At 44.7% G+C, this 13,801-nt stretch carries 5 protein-coding genes; 4 read left to right on the forward strand and 1 reads right to left on the reverse strand.

The window, feature by feature from the left end:
* Window positions 1-302: 302 nt before the first annotated feature.
* Window positions 303-4,754, reverse strand: coding sequence for a hybrid sensor histidine kinase/response regulator transcription factor (locus tag HMPREF9446_RS08985; RefSeq protein WP_039968907.1), 4,452 nt, complete (start codon window positions 4,752-4,754; stop codon window positions 303-305).
* Between the two features lie 96 nt (window positions 4,755-4,850).
* Here HMPREF9446_RS08985 and HMPREF9446_RS08990 point away from each other — a divergent pair, with 96 nt between their 5' ends.
* The 4 genes from HMPREF9446_RS08990 (at window position 4,851) to HMPREF9446_RS09005 (ending at window position 13,381) form a co-directional block, all read left to right on the forward strand.
* Window positions 4,851-6,005 carry a dienelactone hydrolase family protein gene (locus HMPREF9446_RS08990; protein ID WP_009125284.1) on the forward strand — a complete coding sequence of 385 codons (1,155 nt, stop codon included), beginning with the start codon at window positions 4,851-4,853 and terminating at the stop codon, window positions 6,003-6,005.
* Between the two features lie 27 nt (window positions 6,006-6,032).
* Complete coding sequence (locus HMPREF9446_RS08995; RefSeq protein WP_009125285.1) at window positions 6,033-10,478, forward strand: hybrid sensor histidine kinase/response regulator transcription factor; 4,446 nt, start codon at window positions 6,033-6,035, stop codon at window positions 10,476-10,478.
* A 102-nt stretch (window positions 10,479-10,580) separates the two neighbouring features.
* Complete coding sequence (locus HMPREF9446_RS09000; RefSeq protein ID WP_009125286.1) at window positions 10,581-11,024, forward strand: DUF6078 family protein; 444 nt, start codon at window positions 10,581-10,583, stop codon at window positions 11,022-11,024.
* A 1,256-nt stretch (window positions 11,025-12,280) separates the two neighbouring features.
* Window positions 12,281-13,381 carry a 6-bladed beta-propeller gene (locus tag HMPREF9446_RS09005; protein ID WP_222859819.1) on the forward strand — a complete coding sequence of 367 codons (1,101 nt, stop codon included), beginning with the start codon at window positions 12,281-12,283 and terminating at the stop codon, window positions 13,379-13,381.
* Window positions 13,382-13,801 lie beyond the last annotated feature (420 nt).

Below are 13,801 nucleotides of genomic sequence, written 5' to 3' on the forward strand. Positions count from 1 at the left end.
TCTCATAGATTATTGAATAAAACAACAGGTCTATGAGTAAGATCGGGAGATTTTAAAATAGACATTCTTTGCAAGGAAGAGGGGACACCGCAAAAACTGAAGTGCCCCCTCTGTTATTTATCATTCATCCAAATCTTTTCCCCACAAATCAACGTCGGACGGGGCCTTCCACAAGCTCCAGCCTATAGCCAGAGCTATCAGCAACACGAATATCAAAAATACAATCATAGTTTCAGTTTAGTTTTTATTGTTTTAATAACACGCTCAACGGCATTTAAGTTCAGTTATCCTTTCCCCTTCCGTTACTTTCTCATTTCCCTGTCCCTATACTCCGTCGGCGTCATCCCCATTTTCTGCTTGAAACATTTGCTGAAATAGCGCGGATCATTGATACCTACCATATAGGCAATCTGCGTCATCGAATATTCTCCGGTGCCGATCAGCTGGACGGCACGGTTAATGCGCATCTCCTTTATAAATTCAACCGGCGCCAGTCCGGTCAGGGTTTTCAGCTTCTTGAAGAATACGGAACGGCTGACGGCCAATTCCTGTACCAAGTCATCTACCACCAAATCACCGTTATCCATATTCTTTTCCATCAGTTCCACCAGTTTGTCCATAAACTTACGGTCGTTGGGAGACATTTCAGGAGTTTGTTCCTGCAGAGCCTGTCCCTTGCATTCTCCGGAAGCGGCAGCACCCGGCGACATCAGATTTTCCCGGTACAATTCCTGCAACTTCTGCCGTTGCACCAGCAAGTTCCTGACACGTGCTTTCAAATAAGTGGCACTAAAAGGTTTCGTAATATAATCATCGGCGCCATACTCCAAACCTTCCAGTTTACTTTCAATAGAAGTCTTGGCCGTAAGCAGCACGATCGGAATATGACTGGTGGTCATATCCGCACGCAACTCACGCATCATGGATATACCGTCTTTCTCCGGCATCATCACATCACTGACAATGATATCCGGCAAGAATTTCAGCGCCTTGCTCCATCCCTGCATGCCATCCGCCGCCTCCACAATACGATATTCCGGTGCAAAGATGCTGCGCAGGAACAAACGTAATTCCGAATTGTCCTCCACCAAAAGCATTGTCTCCTGCTGCTTTTCCGCATCCCTATTTTCCATGGTCTGCCCTTCATCCGCCTGTGATACAGATACGCTGTTTATATTCACGGCATGTTCTGCCGCCTCCAGCCCTGCGGCAGCATCATCCTGCAGGAATTCCACGGAACTGTCATAATGCTCCTTGCCCTTCAAGAAATCGACATGGAAGCAACTGCCTTCTCCCACCTTGCTATCTACTGTGATAACGGCCTTATGCATTTCCACCAGTTCCTTCACCAACGAGAGTCCGATGCCCGTACTGGATTGGTTGAACAAGTTACGGTCCACCAGATTCTCAAAACGGACAAAAATGGATTTCTTCTTGTTTTCGGCAATACCTATACCTTGATCCTGCACCCCGACAGAAACAGATTTCTCGTCTTCATGAATGAAAACCTTGATCATCTTGTCGTTCGGCGTATATTTAAAGGCATTGGAAAGCAGATTGAATACAATCTTCTCATACTTGTCCACATCCACCCACAGATACAGTTCTTCCTTTTCCGTTTCAAAAAGAAAATCAATGCGATGTTCTTCGGCCACGGAGTCAAAACTTTCCATGACCTTGCGGGTGAAAGCCACCACGTCTATGCGCTGAACCTGCATCTTCATCTTTTTGTTCTGTATCTTACGGAAATCCAGAATCTGATTGATAAGGCGCAGCATACGGCTTGTGTTACGCTCCACTACCTGCAACTGCTCGCGGGCATCTGCCGGAAGAGAGGTATTTTCCAGCACATATTCCACAGGACCGGAAATCAAAGTCAGCGGTGTGCGCAACTCATGAGAAATATCCGTGAAGAAGCGCAGTTTCATATCCGTCATCTGCTGTTCCACAGCCACCTCATGCTTCAATCTGTAGATTGTGAACAAGATATACACGGCCGTTACAATGATCAGCAAGACAAACAGGACATAAAGGAAATAAGCAAAAGGAGTCTCCCAGAATGAAGGGAGAATCTCTATCTCAAGCGTACGGACATTATCAGTCCAGACACCGTCGGCATTTGTGGAACGCACCTTGAAAACGTAATGCCCCTTTGGCAGATTGGTATAAGTAGCCATTCTCTGCTTGCCTACATAATTCCAGGCTTTCTCAAAACCGTCCAGGATATAGGCATACTGAATCTCGGCAGGCGCCGAATAGTCAAGGGCAGCGTATTGAATCGTAAAAATATTCTCCCGGTGTGACAAGACCAGCTTACTGACATCATCCAGTCCCCGTTTCAATACAGAATCATCTCCCGGCATCACATCTTCATTGGCTATCAGCAACTTGGATAGCACAATGGAAGGAACATAGCTGCTTTTACGCGTAGAATCCGGATTGAATATAAAGATACCGTCGCTTGTTCCGAACAGGATATTCCCTAAAGAAGTGCCGGCAGACGCAGCCTCGCTGAACCGCACCCGGTAAGAAATGTCCTTATCATTATAATTTTCAAATTTCCCGACAGAAGGTATAAACTTGCTGATACCGTTTTCCGTACTCATCCAAAGGTTGCCTTTTCCATCCTCACGCACCGAGAGCAGGACATCAGAGGGCAACCCGTCCTCAACGGAATAGCATCTGAACCTGGCATTCCCCTCTTTGTCAAGTGACACCAGCTTATTCAGTCCGCCTCCGAAGGTAGCCAGGTAAAGCTCCTTTTCACGGGTAGAAACAATCCAGTGCACATCGTTATTGCTCAAGCTGTGCAAATCTTCGGGAACACGGATAAAATGATGGAACTTTGCATCTTCCGGGCTTTCGAAACCTTCGTCCACCATCAATGCCCCTACAGTGGTCCCTATCCAGATATGCCCTTGTCCGTCACCGGTTATGAACCGCGCCTTATAGCAATCATTGATAGGATAGCCTTTCAGGTTATTCCGATGGCTGACGAAAATCTCCCTGCCATCCTGGCTGCGTGCCAGATAGTTTATGCCCCCAGCAAAAGTCGCCACCCAAATGCGTCCACGAGCGTCTTCATAGACGCAATAGACGTTATTGTCACTCAAACTGTAAATGTCATCCTTACTATACTGGTAACGGGTAAGCCTGTATCGTCCATTTCCCAGAGGCTCGGCCTTCACCAAGCCTGCACCTTTCGTGGCAATCCATAGATTGCGCTTACTATCCTGCATGATAAAATATACATTGCCGCGCATGGGAGTACCCGTCCGCGCTATCACCCCTGCCTCAGTCAGATAGCCCCGCTCCTCACGGTTCTTGTCATATACCCGGAGCTTGCCGTCCTTTAAGCCTACCCAAAGGTTATGTTCGTCATCTTCACAAAGCCCACGGACTTCATTGCTCAATGATTCATACCGATGGGGTACAGGAGTAACGAGCGAAAACAGCGAAGGACGGAAAGTCACCTTCTCCAGCCCCTTGGAGTGAGTACACATCCATAAATTCCCCTGCCTGTCGGAAAAGGCGGAATGTATCTTGTTGGAAAACTTCCAGCCATTCCCCGTCAAACTATTATGGAAAGGACGCAGGCAATTATTTTCTTTGTCAAAGTAAGAGAAGCCCCCTCCGTACGGGTGTACCCATACAGTGCCGTAAACATCCTCATGCACATGGAAAGCCGGGCGGGAACGGTCTGTACTGGTAGGCTCCACCGCGACGGTTTCCGTCTTGAAAGTCTTGTTCCGGGCATTGAAATGAATGATGGAACCCGACACATATTGTTCAAACCATACCTCCGAGTTCTTATCCACATACACAGAATGCACAGGAGCTTCGGCCAAGCCGGAAGTCGTGTAATGCTCCAATTCCTTGGAACGGAACCGATAAATAAAGACACCGTCAGTGGCAGTTACCGCCAACATTTCCTGTTCGTTGAGTTTCTTGAGCGCAACCACCCGTGAAGGTACGTTCAGCTGAAGCAGCCGGAACTGCCCGTTCTGTTTCCGGTAACACCAAATTCTTCCGTGATCCGAGCCGAAGAAGATCTCCTCTCCCTGTTCCTGGCTGGTATAAAAGGAAATCCTCTTATTTTCTTCCTGCCTTGCCGTTTCCACAAAAAAAGAGACAGGCTCTTCGGCCTCCGGAGACAACAAGCCCAGCCCGTTATCAGTGAGTATCCACTCATTCCCTGAAGCGTCTTCACTTATTCCATGCACATGATTTACCGGAAAAACTCCGGACTTGCCCGAATACCATGTCGTGGCACACCGATGCGTAATACTGTCGGTAGTCACGCGAATGGCTCCTTCTTTTTCCGTAAACAGCCATACCGAGCCGCCCGGCAGGACATGTATAGAGGTGACCGCCACACCACTGCCCGGTTCATTTTCCGCAGGCACCCGTTCAAAACGTTCTGTACTCGGGTCAAAACGATAGGCATGGTTATCATAGGTCTGCAACCAGAGGAAGCCGAATTTATCTTCGCAAATCTGGTCCATACGGTCATTCGTCAAAGCAATCTGGCTTCCAAGCTTCGCCTTATAGACCTTGAAAGAATATCCATCGAACTTATTCAAACCATTCCAGGTGGCAAACCACATATTCCCTTTGTAATCCTGCAGGATACCCATAACCGTATTCTGGGACAATCCGTCCTCCGATGAATAATGAGTAAAAAAACAATCCGGCTGTGCCTTTGCCGCCATCACACAAATCAAGCCTGCTATCAGGTATAAGATTCTTTTCATCATATTCAGTCCATTCTGTGCGGTAAAGATACATATTTCATTGAAAATTCTTGTATCTTTGCTTCTAATTTAATAACCGCAACAGATAGACAAACCATGAAACACATTCTTCTCTTTTCCATTCTGTCTTTTTCCCTGCACTTCACAGCCATAGCGCAGACCGACACCACATCCTATGAAGTAGTAAAGAACATGCCGGTCTTTTACGAGCAGCTGAAACAGCAACTCACCTATCCCATGGCATGGGGAAACTCTCCAACAAAAATATTCAGCCAATGGCGTACGGAAGCACGCGCAGTTCTGACGGAATGCATGCAGAACCTTGCCCCTGCCCCGGAAAGTCATGAAATGGAAGTAGTGGATACGGAACACAGGAACGGATACGAGGCACGTAAAATCCTGTTCAACGTATCGGAATGGTGCCGTATCCCCGCCTATCTGCTTGTGCCGGAAGGGAAAGGCCCTTTTCCTGCCATCGTGATGCTGCACGACCACGGGGCACACTTCTCTATCGGGAAAGAAAAAATGGTACGTCCCTTCCATGTAAAGCCCGAAGTCCTGGCAGATGCGGATGACTGGGTCATGCGTTGTTACGACAGTCAATATACCGGAGATTACTTTGCGGCCAACGGCTATGTCGTACTGTCCATAGATGCCTTGTTCTGGGGAGAACGGGGACGTAAAGAGGGGATCAGTTATGACGGGCAACAGGCTTTGGCTTCCAATTTCCTGCAAATGGGCAGTTCCTGGGGAGCCTTTATCAATATGGACGATGTACGCAGCGCTGAATTCCTCTCTTCCCTTCCTTTTGTAGACAAGGGAAAAATAGGATGCCTGGGATTCTCCATGGGAGCTTACCGCTCCTGGATGCTTTCCGCCATCACCGACTGCGTCAAAGCATCTGCTTCCATCTGCTGGATGAATACTACCGGCTACCTCATGAGCCTGGCTAACAATCAGAATAAAGGCGGCTCGGCCTACTCCATGATTGTCCCCAACCTGCGCCGGTACCTGGACTATCCGCACACTGCCAGCATTGCCTGTCCCAAGCCCACCCTCTTTTTCAACGGAACACAAGACAAACTGTTTCCGGTAGCGGGAGTGAAAGATGCATACGCCACCATGCAATCTGTCTGGAAAAGCCAGCATGCGGCAGACCGCCTTGTCACTAAAATCTGGAACGAGAAACATTTCTTCAACAGGGAGATGCAGAAAGAGACTTTGGAATTCTTCAATAAATGGCTAAAATAGCCGGGCCAATATCAAGAAAATACGACTATGAGAAAGAATTTCCTTTGTTTCATTTCATGCTTATGGGCTATCTGCCTGTGCCATGCCCAACTTCCTCATATCTTCACCCAATATACATCGGAGAACGGCCTGTCCCAGAAGACGGTACAAAGCATTATACAAGACCATAAAGGGCTCATGTGGTTTGCCACATGGGACGGATTATACAAATTCGACGGATATACATTCAAAAACTACAAAGCCCATCCGGGAGACCATATCGGTCTGAGCAATAACCGGATGGACAATATCAAAGAAGACCCGTATGGCTATATCTGGCTACAGAGCTATGACCAGCGTGTCTTCCGCTTTGACCCGAGAACAGAGAAATTCCAGGCCATTCCATACGACAATTACCTCTCACAGGAACTGTACGTACTGCCTACGGGGGACGTATGGATAACCACCAGCCAAAAAGAACTGATTCATATCACAACCCACCCCGATACCCATGAGATGGTTGCCGATAATTTTTTCAAAGCACATCAAATACCCTATCAAGAAAGAGTAAACCAAATCTTCCTGGACCGGCAACGGAACCAATGGCTGCTGACCGAAAACGGCATGTATAAACTAAGCCGGGACGAAAAAGGAGAACAACTGTCCCCCTTTTTCGTGGCACCTCCCAAATCGGAAAAGCAACCATTCTACGAAGCGCTGGAAGAGGGGCAAACCATCTATTTCACCTCCAGCAAAGGATGTGTCTGGCAGTTTGCCAACGAACAGTTTATCCTGAAAGATTTCCCGACCCACTCATCCGTCAAATTCATCCGGCCACTCCAAGACAAGCAACTATTCATAGGTACGGCCAGTGACGGTTTCTTTGTATATAGTCCGGAAAAAGGCCAATCGGTCCATTACAACACCACCGTTTCTAAAAATCTGAAAGACAACCACATCAAGGAAGTTTACATAGATTCGCACCAGGAGGTATGGCTCAGGCATAACATCACGGGAGTCACTCATTTCAATCCCCGGACAGCATGCATTGACTACTTTATCCTCCAAGACAAATACGGCAAAGACATCGTGGATTCCCGGCCCGAGATGTATATCTACGAAGACATCAACGGCTCGTTATGGCTCCATCCTTCCGGTGGAGGGCTCGCCTGGTATGACCGGAAAAACAACCGGATACGTCCCTTTTACAATCCCGCCCTGCAATCCGGCTGGAGTTCCGACAACAAAGTGACCGGGTTGTTTACAGACCGGCAGGGCAACCTCTGGCTCTGCTCCTATGGCAACGGGCTGGAAAAGGTCACATTCAACACAAGCCACTTCCATCTGCTTGCCGCACATCCGGAGGACTCTGAATTTCCCGGAAACAACACCCGTGCCGTCTATCAGGACAGAAGCGGAAATATATGGGCAGGCAACAAAGACAAAATCATACGTATTTATGACAAGGACTTGAAATATATAGGCAATCTTACCGCCCAGGGTAAAATATCTCCAAACGGTACGGATGAACTGGGGATAGCCTATTCTTTTACACAGGACCATACCGGCACCATCTGGATAGGAACCAAAGGAAACGGGCTGATAGCCGCCACTCCCAACGGAGATTCCAAATCTTTCCGGTTACAGCAATACACGGCGAAGACAGACAACATATACAGCATAAGCGGCAACAATATTTACAGCCTGTATGAAGACAAGCAGCACCGGCTATGGATTGCCACATTCGAAGGAGGCATCAACTTCCTGAACCTCGATGCAGGCTCCCAATCCCCCCAGTTTATCAACTACAGGAACCGGCTGAAAAATTACCCTATCAGCCAATGCTACCGCACACGCTTCGTGACCAGCGACCCCAAAGGAAACATCTGGATCGGCAGCACTACCGGCCTGCTGATGTGTGACGGAAATTTCAGTGAACCGGAAAGAGTCAGCTTCCGCCAATTCAGCCGCATACCTTCGGACATGAGCAGCCTCAGCAACAACGATGTGCACAGCATCTTTTTTACCCGAAACGGTGAAATGTACATATCCACTTTCGGAGGAGGATTCAACAAACTGATCTCGCTTGATGACGACAAAGCCACGTTCCGGCCTTACACAATGAAAGAAGGACTCTCCTCTGATATCCTTCTTTCCGTCGCCGAAGACCGAAAAGGGAATCTATGGTTCGCTACAGAAGAAGAATTATGCAAGTTTACCCCTTCAACCGGAGATATAGAGAATTACCCCTCCAAAGTATTCCCGCAACATATCAACTTCAATGAAGGCGCCGCATTGAAAACGCAGGACGGGCAACTCATGTTCAATACCGTAAAAGGGATTCTTTACTTTTCACCGGATTCCATCAATACCAACCGCTATGTCCCTCCTATCATCTTTACCAATTTCCGGCAGGCGGAACAAACGGTAACTCCCAGGACAGGCGGAATCCTGACTACCGATATCGACGACACCCGGCTGATAAAACTGCCCCATAACCGGAACAGCTTCAGCATCCAGTTTGCCGCCCTGGACATGAGATACCCCAACAGCATTTCGTATGCATACCAATTGGAAGGTTTTGAAAAGAACTGGAATTACATAGGCAACCAGCGGACAGCCACTTACACCAACCTCCCCAAAGGCACCTATACCCTCAAGGTGAAATCAACCAACAGCGACGGAGTATGGGTGGAAAATGTCCGTACCATGCAATTTACCGTGCTTCCCTCTTTCTGGGAAACACCCTGGGCATATCTGCTCTATACCCTGTTCATTGTCCTCGTCATCCTTACCGCCTCCTATATACTGTTCACCATCTTTCGCCTGAAACACAAAGTGTCGGTGGAACAGCAAATATCAGACATCAAGCTACGTTTCTTTACCAACGTATCCCATGAGTTGCGTACTCCGCTTACCTTAATTGCAGGCCCCATAGAACAGATTCTGCAGAACGGGCATTTAAATCACGAAGAAAAGGAACAACTGTCATTGGTAGAAAGGAATACCAGCCGCATGCTCCGTCTTGTGAACCAAATACTGGACTTCCGTAAAATACAAAACAACAAAATGAAGATGCGGGTGCAGCAGATAGATTTGATTCCCTTTACCCGACACATTATGGAAAGCTTCAACTATCTGGCCGACGAACACCAAATAGACTTCGGGCTGAAGACGGAGCTTGCCTCCCTCCACATCTGGGCAGATACGGACAAACTGGAAAAGATTCTGTTCAACCTGTTGTCCAATGCCTTCAAATATACTCCGCAGGGCAAACAGATAAAAACAGTGATTACAGAAACGGAAACGGAAGTAGCCGTTACGGTAGAAGACCAAGGCATCGGCATAGCAGAAGACAAACAAAAATCATTATTCGTCCGTTTCGAGAACCTGATGGACAAGAACCTGTTCAATCAGTCGAGTACCGGCATCGGGCTATCACTGGTGAAAGAACTTGTCGAAATGCATCATGGGCACATCAGCCTGCACAGCCACCCGGGTGAAGGGAGCCGGTTTACCATCAGACTTCCCAAAGGCAAGAGTCACTTTGACGAAACTACAGAATTTATCCTGTCCGACCAGGTAATAACAGACACCGGGCAGGTATTCCAAACCTCACAGCTCCCCCTCCTTGCCGAAAGCGGGCAAGAATACATGGATAAGGAAAAAGAGAGTATTCTTATCGTTGAAGACAACCAGGAACTGCGTTTTTTCCTGAAAACCATCTTCATCCAGCACTTCAATGTGATAGAAGCCGAGAATGGAAAGTCCGGTTTGGAAAAAAGCAAGAACTGTCAGCCCGATATCATTGTCAGCGACGTGATGATGCCCGGAATGGATGGAATAGAAATGGTGCGTGCCCTTCGTGAAGATATAACTACCAGCCACATACCTATCGTATTGCTGACCGCCAAATCGAATACAGAAAGCAAGATAGAAGGCATGAAACAGGGAGCAGACGATTACATTACGAAACCCTTCAGTGCCGCCTATCTCAAAGCCCGCATCTTCAACCTGCTCGAACAAAGAAAGAAACTGCAAGCATTGTACTGCGCCAGTCTGCTGCCTGCCCGCTCCGAGCAACCGCCCGCAGAGCACTTCAAGGCACAACAGCCCGAAAGAGTTCCGGAACCTTTCCTTTCTGCCAACGACCGCAAGTTCATGGACAAGGTATTGGGAACCATTGAAAAGAACATGGACAATGGCGAACTTATGGTAGAAGACATCGCGTCGGAAGTGAACATGAGCCGTTCCGTATTCTTCAAGAAACTGAAGACATTAACCGGCTTATCACCTGTCGAATTCCTCAGAGAAATACGCATGAAACGTGCTGCGCAGCTAATAGAGACAGAAGAGTATAATATGGCACAGATTGCTTATATGGTGGGGATTAACGATTCTCACTATTTCAGTAAATGCTTCAAACAGCAGTACGGTATCACTCCTACGGAATACAAGGTCAATCAGAGGCAGGCGGACAGGCGGAAGACATAAAAATTATTTAAGGTTCTTTGTTTATCCGATGAGAATAAGTTACTTTTGTACACTATAAATTCATGTCGGAAAAATACCAAGACATTAATATTTAAAGAAACAATGGAAGAACAACCATTTGATTATTCAGAAGTTCCCAGACAATTCGGCCTATGTGCCGCCCGGGACTGTCCCCAAAGTGCCACCTGTTTGCGGCAGATATCCTACAACTTTGCCCCTGCCAGTTCTCCTTTCCTATCTACCTTGAATCCCCGGAAGATTGCAGAAATGACACCGGGCAAATGTGAATACTATTGTTCCAACAAGAAAGTCCGTTATGCCAAAGGCTTTTTATGTACAACAGAATCACTTCCAGTACGTGTATCTCCTATCTTCCGTTACAGACTGATAGGCAGTTGGGGATTCAGAAGATACTACCAGAAGCGGAAAGGCGAAACACTGTTGTCACCCGCCGAACAAAGACAGGTTATTGCATTAGCCAAAGAATTAGGACTGAAGCAGCAGGAGTACTTTGATGCCTATAAAGAAACATATTGTTGGAAATAGGACTCCTTTTCATCAGCAGAAAGTATTGCATTCCTTGCTTCATTGCATCACATCTTTTACATCAAGGCATAAAAGTGTTTACATTATTGGGTAACGACCGTTACACTAAGAGGTAACAACCGTTACATACTTGAGTAAAGCCTTTTACATCAGCATGCAACTCATGCGTAAACAGAATACGCTGGTAATTAAGTGCATAACCGTATTATAAACCTTATATAAAAGTGAGGATTGCAATTACTATGGCAAAAGAAACTCCATATCCAATCATATAATGTATATTTGCAGGCGATATCCAACCTTGCTAAATGAAACAAAACATAATAGCCCTAAGTATAGCCACGTTTTTCTGTATCCTGATTACAGGAGGATATTCTGTAACCTTGTATCGTGATGTTCAAAACATTGGAAGGAATTTCTGATATAACTGTCGTTTATGACGGCAACAAGACCTATCAACTAAAAAAAAGCCCATTCCATCGAAAAAAAAGACAATTCTTCAAGAGATGTCAGCGCAAACTAACCAAGTGTAACCAAATCCAACTAAACGAAACAGAATCAGATGGATAGAAACTTGGTTACTAATGGTTACAGAGTAAAATGGAATATCTGCAACTTTTCACATACCTTTGCGTGCATATAAAAGCAGCAATGCTCCATATGAAATAACTAATCTTATATAAATATGCTCGAAATGAAAAAAAGTTTTTTTGCAGTTGCCTTATGCATGGTATGTGCAATCAGTGCTTTCATAGGTCTGAACACTAAAAAAGAAATGGATGATCTACTCTTGATGAATATAGAAGGCTAGCCTTCGGTGAAAGTTACGTTCCAATAGATTGCGTTGGAAAGGGGAGTGTGGATTGTCCGAAAAAAGGAATTAAAGTTGAATATGTAATTGAAGGCGGGAGTCTTGGCGAAGATCGTCATTAACATATTTCTACCCTGGACGTTGTTGGGCCAGATATGGAAATTTATTAGAGAAAAACAAATATACAGGACCGGCTTGTGTACGCACGTCAAACACGTCGAATTATTGTGATGTTTGTTATTAATGATTAATGTCAGAGGCATGTCAGATACTAATCCGCTTTAATGCTAATCGCAGAAAAAGGTTGGCAGTAAAGTTAAAGTCAATGAAGTATCTTGACTTGCCCCATGACTATATTAAGAATTGTATGAAGAATATTATATTGTTTTGTTTACTGTATTTGATATCTTCCTGCACTTCGGGAACTATTAAGCATGAAGTGTTTATGGATACGGAGATAATATCTGTTGAAAATGCAATAAAGGATGATATGTCTTTTTTAGACAGTATTGAAATTATTCCTTTAGAGAGTAAAGACCACACCTTGATGAAGGAGTTTAGTAGTTTCCAATATTTGAAGGAACAAAAGATGTATATGATTATGGACAGTAGGCAATATATCTTTTTATTTGATGAGAACGGTGATTATATAAGCAGTTCTAATACCTGCAGAGGTGAAGGTCCCCATGACTACTTGATGGCGGTTGATGCAGTTTATAACCGTTATTCTAATATGATAGAGATTTACAGTCCGGTAGGACAGGGAATCATTCACCGCTATGACCTTTCTTTTAATTGGGTAGAAAACAGCCGTTTGCCAAATAGTGACAATTTTGCTGCTATGAAAATGGATCTTTTAGACGAGAATATATATGCTTTTGAACCTGTCCGGAATGAAGAAGAAAACCTTACGATACGGTTATGTGATTTTTCTACGGATAAGACCTCTCATTCAAAGGACGTCTCTCTTATAGAGGAAGGGTATGTTTCAACTCTAACAATGATGCAGAAAGCTTTTTCGCAATGTGATGCTGCGTTATATTATGCTCCTTATTATATGGATTATCATTTTTATGAATATAATTTGGTACAAAGAAATTTTAAACCTATTTACGAATTGGATTTAGGAGATAAGGTGACAAAGAAAGAATTGGATGAAAAATTAAAGGACCAAATAGGCTCAAAAGAATTTTTTTGGAAGAAATGTGAATATTTGTTAGCGTCCGAATATTTATTGCCAATTATTCGGATGATTGATGATTCATTTGTGTATGCTTGTTGCATCCGAAACAAGAAAACTTATCATCTGATTTATAACAGGAAAACAAAAAAAACTTATTTTTTGTCTCCGGAAGCTCCGGTGAATATGCATAGATGTTATGCTCTACAAGACAATGTTTTGGCTACAATCTTGTTTCCTTATGAATTAGAGAAATATGTGAATGAGGAAAGCAGAATGTATATGTCTGAGAAAACATTGCGGAGATTGGAAGAAGTGAAAGATGAAGACAATCCAGTTGTTATCAAATATTATTTGATGAAATGAAATACTTATATTGTGTATTGTTTGTAATGTGTATGTCATGTTCAAGCGAAAAGAAGCAAACTACTGTTGATATTATTAAAGAGTGGAACGGTAAGGTTATTAAATTCCCTGAAAAATGGGAGCCAAGAAATTATGTAGAAAATACCTTGGATAAATACAGGTTTGAACATTATAGATATGCTATAGTGAATTATGTTGATTCTGTAGGGTGTGTTAGCTGTAGATTGAGTTAAAAAAATGGACTGATTTGTTTTCTATTTTAGATTCTTTAGATGTGCCTTGTATGTTTATTTTCAATCCTAAAAAAGGTGATGTGTCCCATTTGAAAGAATATTTAAAACATACACAATTTTCAGACCCAGTATATATAGACAAAGCTGATCCTTCAATTTATTAAACAATTTTCCCAACAAAGATGAA

It is taken from the genome of Bacteroides fluxus YIT 12057, assembly GCF_000195635.1.
GTDB lineage: Bacteria > Bacteroidota > Bacteroidia > Bacteroidales > Bacteroidaceae > Bacteroides > Bacteroides fluxus.